We start from the raw sequence: 22,230 nt of genomic DNA on the forward strand, positions 1-22,230 counted from the left end.
GATACCGGGGGCGCCCGATGAGCGCCAGCCGCCGCAATACCGATGCCTTTGCCTTGCAAGTGATGCTGGTGCTGTGCCTGATCTGGGGCATTCAGCAGGTCATGATCAAGTGGGCTGCGCCAGATATCGCCCCGGTGATGCAGCAGGCCATGCGTTCGGGCATGGCGGCGGTGCTGGTCGGCTTGTTGATGTGTTTTCGTGGCGGTTGGGACCAGGTTGCCAGTACCTGGCGTGGCGGTCTGCTGGCCGGGGCATTGTTTGGCCTGGAGTTTCTGTTCATCGCCGAGGGATTGAAACTGACCTCGGCGGCGCACATGTCGGTATTTCTCTATACCGCGCCAGTATTCACCGCCCTGGGCCTGCACTTCATGCTGCCGAGCGAACGCTTGCGCCCCCTGCAATGGCTCGGCATTTTGCTGGCGTTCGGCGGCATTGCCTTTGCCTTTGCCGGTGGCGTCTCGCTGGAGCAGCTGGATGGGCGCATGTTGCTCGGTGATGCTTTTGGCGTGCTGGCGGGTCTGGCCTGGGGCGCGACTACCGTGGTGGTGCGTGCCTCGCGGCTGTCCGAGGCCCCGGCGACCCTGACCCTGTTCTACCAATTGGCAGTCGGCTTTGTCGGCTTGCTGCTGATTGCCCTGGCCAGTGGCCAGGTCAGCCACGTGCAGTTCACCCCGCTGTCGATTGGCAGCTTGCTGTTCCAGGGCCTGATCGTGTCGTTCTTCAGCTACCTGACCTGGTTCTGGTTGCTGCGCCGTTACCTGGCGTCGAACCTGGCGGTGTTCTCCTTCATCACGCCCCTGTTCGGGGTGACTTTCGGTGTGCTGCTGCTCGGTGAACCGCTGAGCCTGAACTTCGTGCTCGGAGCGATCCTGGTGTTGTTCGGGGTGACGCTGGTCAGCGCTGAGCAGTGGGTGCGCAAACGCCTGCGCAGCCTGCTCGGCTAGCCTGCGGGCGCAATCGATTTGCAACAAGGGGAAACAGTTGCCCAGGCAGCGGCAGTAGCGGTGAGTGCCTGATCACGATCAAACTTGGCTTTGGTTGTATGTTTTTGACATGCGCAATGTAAGACATCGGGCTATGATCTGTATGAAGCATCGCAGGATTTACTCGCCGTGCAGGCTGACCCGTAAGGGGGAGTTATGACAAACCATCTGTACAACTGGCTCCACGACCTGGCCGTCGCCCTGGGCCTGCTGCCGCCACCGCTACAGCCGGTGCCGATCCCCACCGACGAAGAACGGCGCAAGCGCCAGCCACGTCGCTAAAACAAAACGGCCGCCACATCATGGCTGATGCGACGGCCGCGCTACAGCAGAGGGTCAGGCCAGGTTCACGGCACCCGCCGGGCGCCGGGACATCAGGCTGACCAGCACGAAGCTGACCAGGCCAATCGCCAGGCTGTAGTAGATCGGCGTGTTGGCATCCATCCCATCCTTGATCATGAACGCCAGGGCGGTGACGAAGCCCAGGGTCATGCTGGTGATCGCCGCAGCGGTGGTGGCGCGTTTCCAGTAGATGGCGCCGATCAGCGGAATCAGCATGCCACCCACCAACAGGTTGTAGGCCAGGGTCAGCGCACTGATCACATCGTTGACCACCAGGGCGATCGCCAGTACGACCATGCCGGTCAGGCAGGTGAACAGACGGTTGATGCCCAGGCTCGACTGCTTGCCCCCGCGCAGTTTTGGCAGCAAATCTTCGGTCAGTACCGTGGAGGCTGCGAGCAAGCCGGCGCTGGCGGTGGACATCATCGCGGCCAGGGCTGCGGCCATCAGCAAGCCACGAATACCGTCTGGTAAGGTCGACTTGATCACGGCGGCAAAGGCGTTGTTGGGGTTGCCCAGGTCAGGCATCAGCACATGGGCAGCCATGCCGATCAGGGCGCATGCCAGGCCATAGAGCACGCAGTAGACACCCGCGGTGGTACCGGCGTATTTGGCGACTTTTTCGTCACGGGCAGTGAACACCCGCTGCCAGATATCCTGACCGATGAGGATGCCGAAGAAGTAGATCAGGAAGTAGGTGATGATGGTGTCCCAACCGATGGTGGTCAGGCTGAAGCTGGCTTCAGGCAGCTTGCTCACCAGTTCGTCCCAGCCACCGACCTTGTACAGGCAGACCGGCAGCAGGATGAACATCAAACCGACGGTCTTGATTACAAACTGCACGATATCGGTCAGGGTCAACGACCACATGCCGCCGATGGTCGAGTAGATCACCACCACGCCACCGCCGAGCAGGATCGAGATCCAGAACGGCAGGTCGAGCAGCACCTCAAGCACGGTACCGATGGCCAGGATCGAGGTCACGCCGATCATCAGCGCATACGCCAGCATGATCGCGGCACTGGCCTGACGGGCCATGGGGTTGTAGCGGCGCTCGAGCACCTGGGTCACGGTAAAAATACGCAGGCGCAGCAGCGGTTTGGCCAGGAACAGGTTCAGGGCGATGATGCCCATGCCCAAGGCTGCGCATAGCCAGAAGCCGGAAATGCCGTGCACGTAGCCCAGGCGAACAGTACCCACGGTGGAGGCGCCGCCCAGTACGGTGGTGGCCATTGTCCCCATGTACAGGACCGGGCCCAGGTTGCGCCCGGCCACCAGGTAGTCTTCATGGGTTTTTGCCCGGCGCATGCCAAACCAGCCAAGCGCGAGCATGCCGGCGGCATAGATCAGAACAACGAATATGTCCAAGGCCATGGGTGTCTCCAATTATCTTTATTATGGTGAGATCGACCCCGACGCCAGGCAGGCCTGACGCCGGGTCATTCATCTATTCAGCGGGCTGTCGTTGCAGCCCGGCTGTCATGGCTCCTGCCCTGTTGCAATTCCTGGTACACAACCGTTAGCGGCGAACCACACCCGGCAGCGCACAGAGCATTTCGTAGAGCAGGTTGGCACCGAGCAGCGAAGTGTTGCCGGTGGTGTCATAGGGTGGCGAGACTTCCACCAGGTCGCAGCCGATCAGGTCCAGGCCCTGGCAGCCGCGGATGATTTCCATCGCCTGGATGGTAGTCAGGCCGCCGATTTCCGGGGTGCCGGTGCCGGGCGCCCAGGCCGGGTCGATACCGTCGATGTCGAAGCTCAGGTACACCGGGCCGCCACCGACTTTTTCGCGCACTTCGGCCATCAAGGGCGCCAGCGACTTGTGCCAGCACTCTTCGGCTTGAACCACACGGAAGCCCTGCTTGCGGCTCCAGTTGAAGTCCTCGGCGGTGTAGCCCTGGGCGCGCAGGCCGATCTGCACCACACGGTCGCAGTCCAGCAGGCCTTCTTCGACGGCGCGGCGGAAGGTGGTGCCATGGGCGATCTTCTCGCCGAACATGTGATCGTTGACGTCGGCGTGGGCATCGATGTGCACCAGCCCGACCTTGCCGTGCTTCTTGTGGATCGCCCGCAGGATCGGCAGGGTGATGGTGTGGTCGCCGCCCATGGTCATGGGGATGACGTTGTGTTCCAGGATCTGGTCGTAGGCTTCTTCAATGATCCGCACGGCGTCGAGCAGGTTGAAGGTGTTGATGGCGACATCGCCAATATCGGCAACCGACAACGAATCGAAGGGCGCAGCGCCAGTGGCCATGTTGTAGGGGCGGATCATCACCGATTCGGCGCGGATCTGCCGGGGGCCGAAGCGGGTCCCGGAACGCAGCGAGGTGCCGATGTCCAGCGGGATACCAATGAACGCGGCATCCAGGCCTTCGGCGCTTTGCAGGTGGGGGAGACGGAGCATGGTGGCAATGCCGCCGAAGCGCGGCATTTCGTTGCCGCCCAGTGGTTGGTGCAGAATCTTGTCCACGGTCGGGCCTCATCGATTCGATTGTTCTAGTTGTTGGAACCTGTCTGGACGGCCCGGAGAGCCCCCCGGAAATACTGTCAAGCAGGTGTATTGCGGCAGAGTCTGCAAAAGGTAGTGGCTGGAAAGAATCGCTACAGGCAAATACTTAGTTCAGGTTTTTCTGAACTAATGTTGAAAGTGCGGTTAGACTCCGCCCATCTGTTGCCCCGCGGACCTGCTGATATGGCCTCTGCCTTGCCCGATCTGAAACTGTTGCGCATCTTCGTCAGCGTGGTGCGTCACCAGGGTTTCGCCAATGCCCAGCGCGAGCTGAACCTGTCGACTTCGGCGATCAGTACCTACATGAGCCAGCTGGAGGCCGCGCTGGGCATTGTCCTGTGCCACCGTGGCCGCGGCGGGTTCAGCCTGACCAGCAAGGGTGAACTGTTCCACCAGGAAACCTTGCGCCTGCTGGCGGAAATGGACGGATTCGAGCAGTACGCCGCCGCGCTCAAGGGCGAGCTACGCGGCACCCTCAACCTGGGGGTGATCGACTCCACTGTCGGTGATCGGGCCTTGCCCCTGGCCGAGGCCATCGGCGCCTACAGCCAGGAACATCCGGCGGTGCACCTGCACCTGTCGGTGTCCAGTCCTTACGAGTTGCAACTGGGAGTGCAGGACAACCGCCTGGACCTGGCCATCGGCGCTTTTTCCACGCGCATGAGCGGCTTGGTCTACCAGCCGCTGTACCGCGAACAGCACTGGTTGTACTGCAGCAACCGCCACCCGTTGTTCAATGAGCGGCGCATCCCCGAGCAGGTCATCACCCAGCAACGCATGGTCGGGCGCGGTTACTGGAGCCAGGCCGAATTGGCCCGGCATGGCTTCAAGCACAGTGCGGCAACGGTAGAAAGCATGGAGGCGCAGTTGATTCTGGTGCTGTCGGGGGCCTACATCGGTTACCTGCCCGAGCACTACGCCCAGGCTTGGGCCGACAAAGGCGATCTACGGGTGCTATCGCCGGCGACCTTCGGCTATCAGGCGCCATTCTCGATGATCATTCGCCGTGGTCGCAGCCGCGAACCCTTGATCCAGACCTTCCGCGATCTGCTCAAGGCGCACCTCACTCCTGCCTGAACGAAGCGGCTGTTGAAAAATTTACTTCCGGCCGCAAAAAATCCTCATAGGAACCACCGCTGCACCGTATTTGCTCTGCTACACCTGTACTGGCTTGATGAAATTTCCCATCATTTCCTTAGCAGGGATCGCCCAGATGCGCATGAATTTGCCCGTCACTGAGCATGAAAGAACCTTTCCGAGCGAACAGCGGCTGATTTCCACCACCGACCTCAACAGCCGCATCACCTATTGCAACGACGCCTTTGTCGCCATCAGCGGTTTTACCTACGAGGAATTGCTCGGTCAGCCACACAACCTGGTGCGGCACCCGGACATGCCGCCGGCGGTGTTCGCTCATATGTGGGAAACCATCAAACAAGGCAAGCCCTGGATGGGCGTGGTGAAGAACCGTGCCAAGAACGGCGACTGCTATTGGGTCAGTGCCTACGTTACGGCGATTTACGAGGACGGTCGCATCAGCGGTTACGAGTCGGTGCGATCGGTGCCGAGCCGCGAACAGATCCGTCGGGCCGCCAGTCTTTATGCGCGGTTACGCCAGGGGCGCAGCCCAGTGTCGTTGGCGGCGCGGCTGGGCGCGACCCTGGAGCATGGCTGGCCGTTGCTGGGCGCAGGCATCCTGTCGCTGGTCAGCTACCTGTGGTTGCCGCAGTACGCTGCCTTGGGCGTACTCATGGCCAGCCTGCTCAGCGCCTGGTACCTGATCGAGGCGCGGCAGAACCGGGTGATTCGCCGCACCCTGGATGAGCATCCGAAAGCCTTCACCAGCCCGTTGGTGGCCCTGACCTACAGTGACAACAGCGGTCTGCAGGGCCAGTTGGACCTGGCCATGCTCAGCGAGCAAGCGCGCCTGCAAACCGCCCTGACCCGGCTGGTGGACGCAGGGGTGGGGGTCAAGGCCCGTGCGGCGCAATCTTCGGACCTGTCGGGCGCCCAGGCGCAGATGCTCGACCGCCAACGCAGCGAAACCGATCAGTCGGCCACGGCGATCGCGCAAATGGCGGCAACCATCCAGCAAGTGACGCACAACGTGCAGAGTACTGCCACGGCCGCCAGTGATGCTGATCACCTGGCCCAGCAAGGTAGTGAACTGGCGCAGCAGAGCCTGCGCGCCATGGGCAGCATGGCTGACGCGGTCAGTGACATCGGCCAGGCGGTCAATGCCCTGGCCGGCCAGACTCAGTCGATCGGCAGCGTGGTCGATGTCATCACCTCGATCGCCGAGCAGACCAACCTGCTGGCGCTCAATGCCGCGATTGAAGCGGCGCGGGCGGGGGAGCAGGGCAGAGGCTTTGCAGTGGTTGCCGATGAAGTGCGCTCGTTGGCCCAGCGCACCCGCACCTCCACTGAAGAAATCCACCAGATCATTGCGTCGTTGCGTGCCGGTGCCGAGCGGGCAGTGTCCAGTGCCAGCAAGGGCGAGCAGATTTCTCGCGACAGCGTGCACAGCGTCGAGGCGGTGCAGTCGGCGTTGGTGGGCATCACCCAGGCGGTCAGCCGAATCACCGGCATGAGCCAGCAGATGGCCACGGCCTCGGAACAGCAGAGTCATGTCGCCGAGGACATCAACCAGCAGATCACCCGCATTGCCCAGTTGTGCGACCACAGTGCCGGTCAGGCCAAGCAGGGCGCCGAGATCAGCCAGGACCTGGAGCGCATGGCCGATTACCTGTACAGCCTGGCTGAACGTTTCAACCGCTGAAGCTTTTCGTCTCTCCCACAGGGAAGTGGGCTTTTTTCGGGACTGCTGTGGCACACTTTGCCGGCCCAGGAGAACCCGATGTCCAGAATCCACTGCGAGCGCTGCCTGCGCCCCCAAAGCCATTGCCTTTGCCCTCTGATCCCGTCCCTGGATAGCCGCACTCGCGTGCTGTTGCTGCAGCACCCCAGTGAAGTGCAGCATGCCCTCAATACCGCCAAGCTGGTGGCGCTTGGCTTGCGCAATGCCCAGTTGTGCGTGGGCGAAGTGTTCGAGGACCTGGCGCCGCTGCTGGAGCAACCGCAGTACCGCAGTGCCTTGCTGTTCCCCGGTGATCAGGCGCAGCCGCTGGTGGCCTATACCGATGACCGTGATGAGCGGCCATGGCAATTGGTGGTGCCTGATGGCACCTGGCGCAAGGCGAGCAAGTTGCTGCATTTGAACCCGTTGTTGGGCGCATTGCCGCGAGTGACCCTGGCCCAGGTGCTACCTTCGCGCTATCGCCTGCGCAAGGCGCCGCAGCCAGGAGCGCTGTCGACCCTGGAAGCGGTGGTGCAGGCGTTGAATGCGCTGGAGGCGCCGCAGCACTTTGATGCGCTGTTAAAACCGTTCGAGGCGCTGATCGAGGGGCAGATCGCGGCGATGGGGCGTGAGACGTACGAGCGTAATCATTTGCGTTGATTTTTACGACTGCAGCGCGGGGCAAGCCCGCTCCCACAGCCTATTGCTGATCTCTGTGGGAGCGGCGGTGCGACGCCTCGACTTGCCCCGCGATGCGAACGCCTCAGCGTTCGCGCATGGCCTCGGTGCGCGCCTTGAGCACCGGCTTGAGCAGGTAGTCGAGCACGCTCTTGTGCCCGGTGATGATATCCACCGTGGCGGTCATGCCCGGGATGATCAGCAGCGGCTTGTTGTCCCCGCCCAGGTGGTTTTTGTCCGTGCGCACCTGGATCAGATAGAAGGCGTTGCCCTTGTCGTCGGTGACGGTGTCGGCGCTGATCAGTTCGAGCTTGGCCTTCAGCCCGCCGTAGATGGTGTAGTCATAGGCGCTGAACTTGACCATCGCCGATTGCCCGGGGTGCAGGAAGGCGACATCCTGCGGACGCACCTTGGCCTCGATCAGCAGGTTGTCCTCCAGCGGCACAATCTCCAGCAGGTCGCTGCCGGGCTGGACCACGCCGCCGATGGTGTTGACCTTGAGCAGTTTGATGATCCCGTGCACCGGTGAAACCACCGTTGTGCGCGTCACCCGGTCATCGATGGCGATGCTCGAGGCGGTGATTTTCGACAGATCGGTGCGCTTCTCGTTGAGCTCCTTGGCGGCCTCCGAACGGAAGCCCGCTTCGGCTTCTTCTATCTTGCTCTTGATCTCGGCCACTGCGGCCTCGGCCCGAGGGATCGCCAGGCTGGTGGCATTGAGCGAGCCCCGGGCCTCAACGGCGCTGCGCTTGAGGCGCAGGATCTCCACCGGTGAAATCGCCCCGGTGCCCACCAGCGGCGTGGACATGTTCAGCTCCTGCTGCAGCAGGGCCAGGGCCGAGCGGTACTGTTCGACTTTGGAGCGAAACTCGGCCAGCTCCTGGGTTTTCTGCCGCAGTTGTTCATTGAGGGTCTGCTTCTCGCTGGACAGGCGCCGTTGTCGCGACTGGTACAGTGACAGCTCGTCTTCGGCCACCTGTGGCGCCTTGCTGCGTACTTCTTCGGAGAGCTGGAACGGCCGGCCCTCGGCTTCGGCCGAGAGGCGTTCAACTTGTGCGGTGAGGGCAAAGCGGTCGGCCTCGCTCTCGCCCTTGTTGGAGAGGAAGCGAGTGTCGTCCAGGCGCAGCAGGGTATCGCCCTTGTTCACCATCTGCCCTTCGCGCACGAAAATCTCGGTGACGATGCCGCCTTCAAGGTTCTGGATCACCTGGACCTTGCTCGACGGAATGGCCTTGCCTTCGCCCATGGTCACTTCATCGAGCACGGCGAGTTTGGCCCAGAGCAACGCCACCAGCAGCAAGGCGGCGGCAAGCCACACGGTAATGCGCGACAGGCGCGGAGAGTCCTGCAGGGTGGCACTGGCCACGTCGGGCATGAACTCGCGCTCGGCAGTCTTGCCGAAACTCTGGAAGTAACTGCGCAGGCCTTGGCTTACGGACATGGATGGACCCCCCTAGAGCGCCGCGCCGACGCGGCCTTTGCGCAGTGCATCGATGACCGCATCCTTCGGCCCGTCGGCAACGATCTTGCCGTTGTCCAGAACCAGCAGCCGGTCGACCAGGCTGAGCATCGAGGTGCGGTGGGTGACCAGCAACAGGGTCTTGCCCTGGATCCAGCCGTGCAGGCGTTGGCGCAGCTGGTCTTCGCTGCTGTTGTCCATATGGCTGGTGGGTTCGTCGAGGATCATGATCGGCGGTTCGAGGAGCATGGCCCGAGCCAGCAGCACGGCCTGACGCTGACCGCCGGAAAGCAGCTGGCCGCGCTCGCCCACCGGCCGGTCAAAGCCTTGCGGGTGCTGCCGGGCCAGCTCGCTGACGCCTGTCAGTTCGGCGACTTCAAGCATGCGTGCGTCGCTGACATAGCGTGCGCCCAGGGTCAGGTTGTCGCGCAGGCTGCCGGCCAGTAGCGGCAAGTCGTGAGCGACGTAGCCCAATTGATGGCGCAGGTCGGCGATGTCGAGCTGGCGCAGGTCGAGGTTGTCGAGCAGGATCTGCCCTTCGTCCGGGCTATAGAAGCCCATCAGCAGGCGCGCCAGGGTGCTCTTGCCCGAGCCGCTGCGGCCGATGATGCCGATGCGTTCGCCCGGCTTGACGCTGAAACTGATGTCGTTGAGGGCCGAGGCGTTTTGCCCCTGGTAGCGAAAGCTGACGTGGCTGACGTCCAGGGCGCCCTGCAGCTGGGTGCGCTCCAGTGGTTGCTGGCCGGCCTGGCGCTCTTGCGGCAGGGCCATCAGGGCGTCGGTGCTGCGCATGGTCAGCTGTGCTTGCTGGTAGCGGGTGATCAGCCCGGCGATTTGCCCGAGCGGCGCCAACACCCGGCTGCCAAGCATGTAGCTGGCGACCAGGGCGCCGACACTGAGGTTGCCGGCAATGATGCTGTAGACCCCGGCGACGATGGTGGCCATGCCGCAGAACTGCTGGATGAACAGGGTGCCATTGGTGGCCACGGCCGAGAGGTTGCGGGCATGGGCGTCGAGACGGGTGAGGGCGCCGTGGGTGCTTTCCCACTGGTACTGGCGCTCGCTTTCAGCACTGCAAGCCTTGAGGGTTTCCAGGCCGCCGAGGGTTTCGATCAACAGCGCCTGGCGTACCGCGCCCAGGGCCAGGCTTCTTTGCACGGTGTCGCGCAGGCGTATCTGGATGATCAAGGCAAAGATGATGGTCAGGGGAAAGGCGATCAGTGGAATGATCACCAGCCAGCCGCCGAGCAGGCCGATGACTGCCAGCATCAGCACCACAAAGGGCAAGTCGATGACGCTGGTCAGCGTCACGGCGGTGAGGAATTCGCGCAGCCCCTGGAAGTCATGGATGCTCTGGGCGAAGCCGCCGACGGTGGCGGGGCGGGCTTTCATTGACATGCCGGTGATGCGTTCAAACAAGGTGGCGGACAGAATCAGGTCGGTCTTTTTTCCGGCCTGGTCGAGCAGGTGGGCGCGGACCACGCGCAGGGTCAACTCGAAAAAAGTGCCAACCAGCAGGCCGGCGCTCAGCACCCACAGGGTCGAAGTGGCCTGGTTGGGCACCACGCGGTCGTAGGTCTGCATAACGAACAAGGGCACCATCAGCCCCAGCAGGTTGATCAGCAGGCTGGCGAGAATGGCGTCGCTGTACAGCCAGCGAGAGAGTTTCAGGGTATCGCGGAACCAGGCGTTGACCCGCGGCATCAGGGGCGCGCGCAGGTCTTCGAGTTCGTGACGGGGGCGGGCGAACAGCGCTTCACCGGCGTAGGCATCGAGCAATTCTTCGCGGCTGACCCACTGTTCACCGCCTTCGGCTTCACACGGCAGGATCAGCGCCCGGCCGTCGTCACCCCAGCGGCGCAACACTGCGCAGCGCCCGTCCTTGAACAGCAACAGCACGGGCAGGTTGAGCGTCGAGAGCGCGCCCAGTTCACGCCGCAGTACCCGCGCCTGCAAACCGGCCCGGGCTGCTGCCCGGGGCAGCAGCTCAAGGCTCAGGCGTTGGTTGGGCAGGGGCAGGCCGGCACTCAGGCCGGCGCGGCTGACCGTGCAACCGTGCAGCTTGCAGAGGATCAGCAAACCATCGAGTAACGGGTCATCGAAACTCTGGCGCGGATCGGCCGCCGAGCTCGCAGGTTGCATGCTGGTCACAGTCGCCTACTCCTGCAGCGGGGAAGGGGGTTAGCGCATATCGGGCAAACGCGCCTCGCTCTTCACTTCGCTCTTGGCGATCGCCTCCGGCGGCAGCGAGATGCGCTGCTTGCTCAGTAGTTCACCCATGTTGGCCAGGACCCGGTACATGGAGAACTCTTCGGTGTAGCGCACCTCGGTGTAGCGGCGATTGGCGTTGTACAGCTCGTTCTCACTGTCGAGCAGGTCGAGCAGGGTCCGCTGGCCAAGGCCGAACTGATCCTGGTAGGCCGCACGTACGCGGGTGGTGGTCTCGGCGTACTCGCGTGCTGCTGGCAATTGCACGCGGGCGTTGTTCATGGCGTTCCACGACAAGGCCAGGTTCTCGTTGAGGGTGCGCAGGGCGTTGTTGCGGATGTCCATGGCCTGGTTGATCTTGTGCGCATCGGACTGCAGGCGGGCCTTGTCGCTGCCGCCGCGGAACAGGTTGTAGCTGAGCTCGACGCCAGCTTGCCAGTCGTTGTTGTCGTGGCCAACCTGGCCTGCGGTGTTGTTGTTGGCACCGGTGGCCAGCACAGCATCCAGGCGTGGGTAGAACGGCGACTTGGCCACTTCGTATTGCTGCTCGGCGGCATTGACGTCGGCCTGGGCCGATTTCAGATAGGGGTTGTTGTCGAGCATGCCCTGGCGCGCAGCGCCCAGGTCGCCGGGCACCTCACCCTTGATGGTGGTCGGGGTTTCCAGCTCATCGGCCGGGCGGCCAACGACGCTGTAGAAGTTGGCCTCGGCATCGGCCAGGTCGACTTCGGCGGTGTACAGGTTGTTTTCCGCCAGGGCGCGACGGGCAGTCGACTGATCACGGTCGGCGTTGCTGCCAACCCCGCGCTCGCTGCGCAGGCCGATCTGGTCGTTGACCCGCAGGTGCGCTTGCAGGTTGTTCTTGGCCAGGGTTACCAGTTCACGACGCTTGAGTACCTCAAGGTAAACCTCGACAGTGCGCAGGGCGATGGACTCGGCGGTGGCCTGGGTGTAGTAGGCCCGGGAGTTGACCACGGCCTCGGTGCGCCCGACTTCGTTGGGGGTATTGAAACCATCGAAGAGCATCTGCCGCAGGCGCAGGTCGGATTGGGTGTAGCTCAGCGTCTCTTTATTATGGTTACGGCTGCCGTCGGCGTTGAAGCCACGGGTATTGGTGTTGTCAGAGCGTTGCCGGCCGTATCCGGCTACCAGGTCGACGGTTGGGAAGTAGCCCCCTCTGGCGAACTTCACGTCTTCATCGGCAGACAACCGGCTGTTTCTGCTGGCATTGATTTCCGGGTGTTGATCCACGGCGCTTTGCACAGCCTCATTAAGTGACATCGCCTGGGCATGGGTACATGCCATGGCCAACAGAATTGCGCTGGTGATGGGGGTCAAAACGCGCATGGGGTACTTCTCCCTGAATTCTAATAATGGTCCTGCGATCGTCAAAAAAGTGACGAAAACTTGAGTGCAAACCGTATCAGGCTTGTAACAACAGAGCTAAGAACATTTACGCGCGCAGCTAAGAAGATTTTCTCATAAGGCTTATGCGAAAAAAAACTTATGCGGTCTAAGAAATCCGCGACATTGTTCATATCAGGCGGCCCATGGAATCAGCGCTAGGGTGCATTTTTTCGGGCGTCAGAGAAAGTTCCCGTGTTTTTGCAGCATAGGGCATGGATGTAGCGGAGGGGATGGAGGCGGGGCGAAGTTTGGCGACAAAATTTTGGCACTGTCGCTTGACCACTTCGCTCAATCACTTTCACCGCAGCACTGACTGGCGAAGCCTTTGATTTCATTGAAGTCATAGCGTCAGACCAGGCTGTTTCAGCGCCGGCCTGCGGGTACTCCCGCCGGGGTGGCCACGCGAAAGTTCAGCGCACGTTTGCTGCAATCAACCGATTTGCAGTGGAGGAGTGCGCTCATGGCTAAGTTAATCGGGATCGTCAGCAAGGTGGTGGGTGAAGTCTTCGCTGTGGGCAGCGATGGCAGCCGCCGACCCCTGGTCGAAGGCGATCGGCTATATGCCGGCGAGCAACTGGATACCGGCGTTGCCGGCGCTGTCGCCGTCCACCTGCAAAACGGTGCCGAACTTACCCTCGGCCGCGGCAGTAACCTGACCCTGACCCCGGAGTTGCTGGCCAACCAGGCCGCTCATGTCGATACACCTGAGTCGTTGACCCCAAGCCAGGCGCAGTTGAGCGACGTGGAAAAACTCCAGCAAGCCATCGCAGCTGGTGCCGACCCGACCCAGGACGCCGATCCGACGGCGGCCGGGCCCGCCTCTGGCGGTGCGCCCGGGGCACTGGGTGGCGGCCATAGCTTTGTGATTCTCGACGAGGTGGCAGGGCGCGTTGATCCTGTGATCGGTTTCCCTACGGCAGGCTTCAACGGTTTTCCCGAGTTGCGCGAGCTGGACGTTGGCCTGATCAACAACAACGACGACCTGCCGCCAGTTGCCGTGGACAATCCGGTCAGCATTGAAGGGCTTGGTGTCGAGGGTGGCGAGCTGTCGCTGAGCGAAGCCAATCTGCCCCAGGGCTCGGCCAGCAATCCTGCGGCCCTGACTCAGGTTGGCAGCTTCAGCGTGCTGGCCCCTGATGGTGTATTCAATCTCAATGTGGGTGGCATCAATGTGGTAACAGCCGGCACAGTGACCGGTGTTGGTCAATCGGTCACCACGAGCCTGGGCAATGTGCTGACCATCACCGGTTACGATGCTGCCAGCGGCGTGGTCAGCTATAGCTACACCTTGAGCGGTGCCGAGAACCACCCCAATGGTGCTGGCGGCAATGGGCTGGGTGAGAGTATCAGTGTTCAGGTCAGTGACACGGATGGCGATGTCGCCAGTGGTTCGCTGGATATCAATGTCATCGACGATGTACCGCAAGCAGTGGCCGACACCAATGCGGTGACCGCTACCGAGAACCAGCTGACCCTCACCGGCAACGTGTTGAGCAATGACGTGCAAGGCGCCGACCGCGTCCCCAGCGGGCCGATTACTGCCGGTACCTTTGTCGGAACCTACGGCACTCTGGTACTGGCGGCCGACGGTTCCTACACCTATACGCTCAATACAGCCGATCCGGACTTTATCAATCTGCAGGGTGGCGGTAACGGGGTCGAGACTTTTACCTACACCCTGACCGACGCCGATGGCGATGCATCCAGTGCCAATCTGGTGCTCAACGTTACCAACCTGAATGATCAGGTGGAACTCAACGGGCTCTCCATCAACGGTGGTGAGTTGGTGCTGTCCGAGAAGAACCTGGCGACTGGCAGCAGCCCTGACGCAGCGGCGCTGACCCAGAGCGGCACTTTTAGCGTGACCGCCGCCGATGGCCTGCAGTCGCTGACCGTGGGCGGCATCAATGTGATCAGCGGCGGGGTAGCCAATAGCTTCCCGCAGTCGCTTACCACAGCGCTGGGCAACACTCTGACGATCAACGGATACAACCCGGCCACGGGCGAGGTCAGCTACAGCTACACCCTGAACGGCAATGATGCGCATGCCACCGCCAATGGCAGCAACAGCCTTGGCGAGAGTTTCAATGTGGTGGCCACCGACACCGATGGCAGCAGCGCGAGCATGAGCATCGATGTGTCTATTGTCGATGACGTGCCGACCGCAGTGGGCGACAGCAACGCCGTTACCGCTACCGAGAACCAGCTGACCCTGACCGGCAATGTGTTGAGCAACGACGTGCAAGGCGCCGATCGCGTCGCGAGCGGTCCGATCACTGCTGGCACCTTCACCGGCACCTACGGCACCCTGGTACTGGCGGCCGACGGTTCCTACACCTATACGCTCAACACTGCCGATCCGGACTTCTTCAACCTGCACGGTGGCGGTAACGGGGTCGAGACCTTTACCTACACCCTGACCGATGCTGATGGCGATGTGTCTACCGCCAACCTGGTACTCAACGTCAGCAACCTCAATGACCCGGTGACCCTCAATGGCCTGAACGTTGAAGGCGGCGAGCTCACCGTGTTCGAGAAGAACCTCGGCGACGGCAGCAGCCCGGACACCCCGGCGCTGACCCAGACGGGCAGCTTTACCGTCACGGCGCTTGATGGCGTACAGACCCTGAGCGTTGGCGGTATCAACGTGGTCAGTGGCGGTGTGGCCAGTGGCTTGCCGCAATCTGTGACCACGGCCCTGGGCAACACCCTGACCATCACCGGTTACAACGCCGCCACTGGTGTGGTGACCTATAGCTACACCCTGCTCGACAACGAAGCCCACGCCACCGCCAATGGCACCAACAGCCTGGGCGAAAGCTTCACGGTCAGCGTGACCGATACCGATGGCAGCACCGCCAGCGGCTCGCTGGATGTGAACATCGTTGACGATGTACCGACCGCTGCGGGTGATACCAACGCCGTTACCGCTACCGAGAACCAGCTGACCCTGACCGGCAATGTGTTGAGCAACGACGTGCAAGGCGCCGACCGCGTCGCGAGCGGGCCGATCACTGCTGGCACCTTCACCGGCACCTACGGCACCCTGGTACTGGCGGCCGACGGTTCCTACACCTATACGCTCAACACTGCCGATCCGGACTTCTTCAATCTGCACGGTGGCGGTAACGGGGTCGAGACCTTTACCTACACCCTGACCGATGCCGATGGCGATGTGTCTACCGCCAACCTGGTGCTCAACGTCAGCAACCTCAATGACCCGGTGACCCTCAATGGCCTGAACGTTGAAGGCGGCGAGCTCACCGTGTTCGAGAAGAACCTCGGCGACGGCAGTAGCCCGGACACCCCGGCGCTGACCCAGACGGGCAGCTTTACCGTCACGGCGCTTGATGGCGTACAGACCCTGACCGTTGGCGGTATCAACGTGGTCAGTGGCGGTGTGGCCAGTGGCTTGCCGCAATCTGTGACCACGGCCCTGGGCAACACCCTGACCATCACCGGTTACAACGCCGCCACCGGTGTGGTGACCTACAGCTACACCCTGCTCGACAACGAAGCCCACGCCACCGCCAATGGCACCAACAGCCTGGGCGAAAGCTTCACGGTCAGCGTGACCGATACCGATGGCAGCACCGCCAGCGGCTCGCTGGATGTGAACATCGTTGACGATGTACCGACCGCAGCAGGCGATAGCAACGCCGTTACCGCTACCGAGAACCAGCTGACCCTGACCGGCAATGTGTTGAGCAACGACGTGCAAGGCGCCGATCGCGTCGCGAGCGGTCCGATCACTGCTGGCACCTTCACCGGCACCTACGGCACCCTGGTACTGGCGGCCGACGGTTCCTACACCTATACGCTCAACACTGCCGATCCGGACTTCTTCAATCTGCACGGTGGCGGTAACGGGGTCGAGACCTTTACCTACACCCTGACCGATGCCGATGGCGATGTGTCTACCGCCAACCTGGTGCTCAACGTCAGCAACCTCAATGACCCGGTGACCCTCAATGGCCTGAACGTTGAAGGCGGCGAGCTCACCGTGTTCGAGAAGAACCTCGGCGACGGCAGTAGCCCGGACACCCCGGCGCTGACCCAGACGGGCAGCTTTACCGTCACGGCGCTTGATGGCGTACAGACCCTGACCGTTGGCGGTATCAACGTGGTCAGTGGCGGTGTGGCCAGTGGCTTGCCGCAATCTGTGACCACGGCCCTGGGCAACACCCTGACCATCACCGGTTACAACGCCGCCACCGGTGTGGTGACCTATAGCTACACCCTGCTCGACAACGAAGCCCACGCCACCGCCAATGGCACCAACAGCCTGGGCGAAAGCTTCACGGTCAGCGTGACCGATACCGATGGCAGCACCGCCAGCGGCTCGCTGGATGTGAACATCGTTGACGATGTACCGACCGCAGCAGGCGACAGCAACGCCGTTACCGCCACCGAGAACCAGCTGACCCTGACCGGCAATGTGTTGAGCAACGACGTGCAAGGCGCCGACCGCGTCGCGAGCGGGCCGATCACTGCTGGCACCTTCACCGGCACCTACGGCACCCTGGTGCTGGCTGCCGACGGTTCCTACACCTATACGCTCAATACTGCCGATCCGGACTTCTTCAACCTGCACGGTGGCGGTAACGGGGTCGAGACCTTTACCTACACCCTGACCGATGCCGATGGCGATGTGTCTACCGCCAACCTGGTACTCAACGTCAGCAACCTCAATGACCCGGTCACCCTCAATGGCCTGAACGTTGAAGGCGGCGAGCTCACCGTGTTCGAGAAGAACCTCGGCGACGGCAGCAGCCCGGACACCCCGGCGCTGACCCAGACGGGCAGCTTTACCGTCACGGCGCTTGATGGCGTACAGACCCTGAGCGTTGGCGGTATCAACGTGGTCAGTGGCGGTGTGGCCAGTGGCTTGCCGCAATCTGTGACCACGGCCCTGGGCAACACCCTGACCATCACCGGCTACAACGCCGCCACCGGTGTGGTGACCTACACCTACACCCTGCTCGACAATGAAAACCACCCTACGGCCAACGGTGCCAACAGCCTGAGCGAGAGCTTTACGGTTACCGCCACGGATACCGATGGCAGTACTGCCAGTGGCGCCATCGACGTGAATATCGTCGATGATCTACCGGCGGCTGCGGGTGATACCAACGCCGTTACCGCCACCGAGAACCAGCTGACCCTGACCGGTAATGTGCTGAGCAATGACGTGCAAGGCGCCGACCGTATCCAGAGCGGTCCGATCACTGCCGGCACCTTCACCGGTACTTATGGCACTCTGGTGCTGGCCGCTGATGGTTCCTACACCTATACGCTCAACCCCAACGACCAGGACTTCAAGAACCTGCACGGTGGTGGCAATGGCACCGAGACCTTTACCTACACCCTCAAAGACGCCGATGGCGATACCAGCACAGCCAACCTGGTGCTCAACGTCAGCAACCTCAATGACCCGGTGACCCTCAATGGGCTGAACATCAACGGTGGCGAGCTCACTGTCTACGAGAAAAACCTCAGTGACGGCAGCAGCCCAAGCACCTCGGCGCTGACCCAGGGCGGCAGCTTCACCGTGACCGCACCGGACGGCCTGCAGACCCTGACCGTCGGCGGTATCAGCGTGTTCAGTGGTGGCGTCGCCAGTGGTTTCCCGCAATCGGCGACCACGGCCCTGGGCAACACCCTGACCATCACCGGCTACAACGCCGCCACCGGTGTGGTGACCTACACCTACACCTTGCTCGACAATGAGAACCACCCTACGGCCAACGGTGCCAACAGCCTGAGCGAGAGCTTTACGGTTACCGCCACCGATACTGACGGCAGTACCGCCAATGGTGCCATCGACGTCAATATCGTCGATGACTTGCCGAGCGCAGTGAACGACACCAACGCTGTCACCGCCACTGAAGTGCAACTGACCTTGACCGGCAATGTACTGAGCAATGACGTGCAAGGTGCCGACCGTGTAACCGGGCCGATCACCGCCGGAACTTTCACCGGTACCTACGGCACTCTGGTACTGGCGGCTGATGGCTCTTACACCTATACGCTCAACCCCAACGACCAGGACTTCAAGAACCTGCACGGTGGTGGCAATGGCACCGAGACCTTTACCTACACCCTCAAAGACGCCGATGGCGATACCAGCACAGCCAACCTGGTGCTCAACGTCAGCAACCTCAATGACCCGGTGACCCTCAATGGGCTGAACATCAACGGTGGCGAGCTCACTGTCTACGAGAAAAACCTCAGTGACGGCAGCAGCCCAAGCACCCCGGCGCTGACCCAGGGCGGCAGCTTCACCGTGACCGCACCGGACGGCCTGCAGACCCTGACCGTCGGCGGTATCAGCGTGGTCAGTGGTGGCGTCGCCAGTGGTTTTCCGCAATCGGCGACCACGGCCCTGGGCAACACCCTGACCATCACCGGCTACAACGCCGCCACCGGTGTTGTGACCTACACCTACACCTTGCTCGACAATGAGAACCACCCTACGGCCAACGGTGCCAACAGCCTGAGCGAGAGCTTTACGGTCACCGCCACCGATACTGACGGCAGTACCGCCAATGGTGCCATCGACGTCAATATCGTCGATGACTTGCCGAGTGCAGTGAACGACACCAACGCTGTCACCGCCACTGAAGTGCAACTGACCTTGACCGGCAATGTACTGAGCAATGACGTGCAAGGTGCCGACCGTGTAACCGGGCCGATCACCGCCGGAACTTTCACCGGTACCTACGGCACTCTGGTACTGGCGGCTGATGGCTCTTACACCTATACGCTCAACCCCAACGACCAGGACTTCAAGAACCTGCACGGTGGCGGCAACGGCATCGAGAGCTTCACCTACACCTTGCGCGATGCCGATGGCGATACCAGCACTGCGACCCTCAAGCTCAATGTCAGTAACCTCGATAACCCGGTGACCATCGACGGGCTGAACGTCAATGGCGGTGAGCTGACCGTCTACGAAAAAAACCTCAGTGACGGCACCAGCCCGGACTCGCCAGCCCTGACCCAGTCGGGCAGCTTCACCGTGACCGCCCCCGATGGCCTGCAGAGCCTTACAGTAGGTGGCATCAGCGTGGTCAGTGGTGGCGTGGTCAACGGCTTCCCGCAGTCCGGGACGACCCCGCTGGGCAACTCCATCACCATCACCGGTTACAACCCCGCTACCGGGGTGGTCAGCTACACCTACACCTTGCTCGACAACGAAAACCACCCCAATGCCAATGGCATCAATAACCTCAACGAAAGCATCAACGTCGTTGCCACCGATACCGACGGTAGTTCAGCCAGCGCGACCATCGATGTGAAGATCGTCGACGACGTGCCCAATGCCACAGGGGCCGAGCGTTCGGTGACCCCGGGCCAGGTGGATTCGAACCTGCTGCTGGTCATCGACGTCTCCGGCAGTATGAACGATGCCTCGGGTGTGCCTGGATTGACGCGCATGCAACTGGCCAAGCAGGCAATCAGTGCCTTGCTCGACAAGTACGACGAAATGGGCGACGTGAAGGTTCAGTTGGTGACCTTCTCCACCGGGGCCAACCAGCCGTCAACGGTGTGGGTGACCGTCGATCAGGCCAAGGCCATCGTCAATGGCCTGAGCGCGGGCGGTTCGACCTATTACGACTCGGCAATCAACTCGGCGCAGACGGCCTATACCACCGGTGGAAAAATTACCGGTGCGCAGAACATCGTGTATTTCTTCTCTGACGGCGAACCGACGTCGGGGCACTCCATCACTGCGCCACGGGAAGCAGCCTGGGAGACGTTTCTCGACAGCAATGGCATCAAGTCATATGCCATCGGCCTGGGCGGTGGCGTCAATGCCGGCAACCTCAACCCGTTGTCCTACGATGGCAGTACGCACACCGACACCAACGCCACCGTAGTCACCGACCTCAACCAGCTCAACTCGGTGCTGTCCGGTACCGTGCAGGGTGCGCCGATCACCGGCAGCCTGATGAGTGGTGGCCAGTTCGGCGCTGATGGCGGCTTCATCAAGTCGCTGGTGATTGACGGCACCACCTACACCTACGATCCCAAGGGCAACGGCGGCGCAGGCTCCTACGCCACCAGTGGAGCGGCGGATCGCGGCACCTTCGATACCGGCACCAACAGCATTACCGTGAAAACCGCGATTGGCGGCAGCATCGTGGTCAACATGGATACTGGCGACTTTACCTACACGCCACCCAAAGACACCGGCAGCGGCCAGGTCGAGCAGATCGGTTTCGTGGCCAGCGACAACGACGGCGACACCGCCAGCGCCAACCTGGTGATCAATGTTTACGCCAATACCGCACCAGTGGCCGGGGCTGACCATATCATCACCAATATCCTTTCAAGCAGCATCACGGTGCCTGCCGAGGGGTTGCTGGCCAATGACAGCGATGCCAACCATGACCGTCTGAGCATACCGTCGACGACCACCTTCCAGACAGACTGGGCGGCCAAGGGCGCAGGTTTTACCGTGGGTAGCGCGACGCCGCCGACCGTGTCCTTCAATGGCACCAACAACAGCAGCGGCAACCAGTTGCGGGACCTGCCGCGCTCCTCCTTCAGAGGCCCGGCCGATGTCATGACGGCGGCGTTGATCGTCAATGGTTACCTGGGGGCGGTGACCACGGCCAATGCCAACGATGAGGACGTGTTGACCGTCACCCTGAAGAAGGGCGAGACGCTGACGCTCGATCACAACCTGGCAGCCGGCAACATTCTGATGGAATGGAAGGATGCCAGCGGCAGCTACCAGACCATTGCCGACGGCGGCTTCTTCACGGCAAGCCACGACGGTCTTTACAGCATTCACCTGGTCAACCTGACCAATACCTCGGGCAGCAACGTCAACAACGCCGAAAACTACGCGTTGACCATGACTGTCGACTATTCCAACGCGCAAAACGAAACCGCCTACGGCACCTACACCCTAAGCGACGGGCATGGTGGTAGCAGCACCGGCAATGTCGACATCAATTACCAGGAAGGCAGCACCCTTACCGGCACCGGCGGCGACGATACCTTGCTGGCAGGTGCCGGCAACGACACCCTTAATGCCGGGGCGGGCAATGACGTACTGATCGGCGGGGATGGCAACGACTTCCTCTACGGTGGTGACGGCAATGACCTGTTGATCGGTGGCGCCGGCAACGACCTGCTGGATGGCGGAGCGGGTATCGATACCGCCAGCTACGCCAGTGCCACGGGCGCTGTGACAGTCAACCTGAGCACTGTCGGCGGGCAGAACACAGGTGGCGCCGGCACCGATACCCTGGTGGCGATCGAAAACCTGATCGGTTCGGACTACAACGACACCCTGACGGGTAACAACAATGCCAACGTGCTCACCGGTGGCCTGGGCAACGACACCCTCAACGGTGCCGGCGGGGACGATGTGCTGATCGGTGGCCCGGGCAACAACACCCTCACCGGTGGCACCGGCAGCGATACCTTCCTCTATCAGCAAGGCAACACGGGGCATGATGTGGTCACCGATTTTACCCCGGGTACCGACCGCCTGGATCTGTCGCAGTTGCTGCAAGGCGAGAACACCACCACCGCATCGCTGGATGACTACCTGCACTTCAAGGTCACCGGCAGTGGAGCCAGCGTGGTCTCGACCATCGAGGTCAGCTCCGTTGCCGGGGCGGCGCCAACCCAGACCATCGATCTGGCCGGAGTCAACCTGGCCCAGCACTATGGCGTGACGGCGGGGGCGGGCGGGGTGATTGCGGCGGGGCAGGACACGGCGACGATCATAAACGGAATGCTCAATGATCATTCGCTGAAGGTGGACACCGTTTGACCTTGTAGGAGCGGGCTTGCCCCGCGATGCGATAGGGTTGACAGAATGCTA

The 22,230-nt window shown here is 62.0% G+C and carries 10 protein-coding genes and 2 pseudogenes; 7 read left to right on the forward strand and 5 right to left on the reverse strand.

Features of this window, described 5'->3' with window-relative positions:
• The first annotated feature begins 17 nt into the window (after positions 1 to 17).
• Both EXN22_RS08645 and EXN22_RS26475 read left to right on the forward strand, forming a co-directional pair.
• On the forward strand, positions 18 to 944 hold the full coding sequence (locus tag EXN22_RS08645; protein WP_130263665.1) for a DMT family transporter: 927 nt from the start codon (positions 18 to 20) through the stop codon (positions 942 to 944).
• Positions 945 to 1,139: 195 nt separating this feature from the next.
• On the forward strand, positions 1,140 to 1,265 hold the full coding sequence (locus tag EXN22_RS26475) for a PA1414 family protein (protein ID WP_267903244.1): 126 nt from the start codon (positions 1,140 to 1,142) through the stop codon (positions 1,263 to 1,265).
• Positions 1,266 to 1,319: 54 nt separating this feature from the next.
• Here the strand turns inward: EXN22_RS26475 and EXN22_RS08650 are convergent, their stop codons facing one another.
• Both EXN22_RS08650 and speB read right to left on the reverse strand, forming a co-directional pair.
• A complete protein-coding gene (locus EXN22_RS08650) occupies positions 1,320 to 2,699 on the reverse strand; it encodes a sodium:solute symporter (RefSeq protein WP_130263666.1) in 1,380 nt (459 codons plus the stop codon).
• Positions 2,700 to 2,844: 145 nt separating this feature from the next.
• The gene (gene speB / locus EXN22_RS08655) at positions 2,845 to 3,795 is read right to left on the reverse strand and encodes an agmatinase (RefSeq protein WP_130263667.1); all 951 of its coding nucleotides are present in this window, start codon (positions 3,793 to 3,795) and stop codon (positions 2,845 to 2,847) included.
• 222 nt (positions 3,796 to 4,017) lie between these two features.
• Between speB and EXN22_RS08660 the strand changes: the two genes are divergently transcribed.
• The 4 genes and pseudogenes from EXN22_RS08660 to EXN22_RS08670 all read left to right on the forward strand — a co-directional run bounded on the left by EXN22_RS08660 (position 4,018) and on the right by EXN22_RS08670 (position 7,291).
• Positions 4,018 to 4,911 (forward strand): LysR family transcriptional regulator, encoded by an 894-nt coding sequence (locus EXN22_RS08660; RefSeq protein WP_130263668.1) that lies wholly within the window; start codon positions 4,018 to 4,020, stop codon positions 4,909 to 4,911.
• A gap of 142 nt (positions 4,912 to 5,053) precedes the next feature.
• Positions 5,054 to 5,359, forward strand: a pseudogene (locus EXN22_RS26645) (PAS domain-containing protein); the annotation flags it as partial.
• A 279-nt stretch (positions 5,360 to 5,638) separates the two neighbouring features.
• Positions 5,639 to 6,613, forward strand: a pseudogene (locus EXN22_RS26650) (methyl-accepting chemotaxis protein); the annotation flags it as partial.
• A 78-nt stretch (positions 6,614 to 6,691) separates the two neighbouring features.
• Complete coding sequence (locus tag EXN22_RS08670) at positions 6,692 to 7,291, forward strand: tRNA-uridine aminocarboxypropyltransferase (protein ID WP_130263670.1); 600 nt, start codon at positions 6,692 to 6,694, stop codon at positions 7,289 to 7,291.
• A gap of 103 nt (positions 7,292 to 7,394) precedes the next feature.
• Here the strand turns inward: EXN22_RS08670 and EXN22_RS08675 are convergent, their stop codons facing one another.
• Genes EXN22_RS08675 through EXN22_RS08685 form a run of 3 tightly spaced genes read right to left on the reverse strand, consistent with a single transcriptional unit; the run spans position 7,395 to position 12,323 of the window.
• Complete coding sequence (locus tag EXN22_RS08675; protein WP_130263671.1) at positions 7,395 to 8,750, reverse strand: HlyD family type I secretion periplasmic adaptor subunit; 1,356 nt, start codon at positions 8,748 to 8,750, stop codon at positions 7,395 to 7,397.
• A 12-nt stretch (positions 8,751 to 8,762) separates the two neighbouring features.
• Positions 8,763 to 10,919 (reverse strand): type I secretion system permease/ATPase, encoded by a 2,157-nt coding sequence (locus tag EXN22_RS08680; RefSeq protein ID WP_130263672.1) that lies wholly within the window; start codon positions 10,917 to 10,919, stop codon positions 8,763 to 8,765.
• Positions 10,920 to 10,949: 30 nt separating this feature from the next.
• A complete protein-coding gene (locus EXN22_RS08685; RefSeq protein ID WP_130263673.1) occupies positions 10,950 to 12,323 on the reverse strand; it encodes a TolC family outer membrane protein in 1,374 nt (457 codons plus the stop codon).
• A 520-nt stretch (positions 12,324 to 12,843) separates the two neighbouring features.
• Here EXN22_RS08685 and EXN22_RS08690 point away from each other — a divergent pair.
• Positions 12,844 to 22,179: a retention module-containing protein gene (locus EXN22_RS08690; protein ID WP_130263674.1), complete on the forward strand. Its 9,336-nt coding sequence runs from the start codon at positions 12,844 to 12,846 to the stop codon at positions 22,177 to 22,179.
• Positions 22,180 to 22,230: the final 51 nt, after the last annotated feature.

Origin of the sequence: Pseudomonas tructae, from assembly GCF_004214895.1 — a bacterium.
GTDB lineage: Bacteria > Pseudomonadota > Gammaproteobacteria > Pseudomonadales > Pseudomonadaceae > Aquipseudomonas > Aquipseudomonas tructae.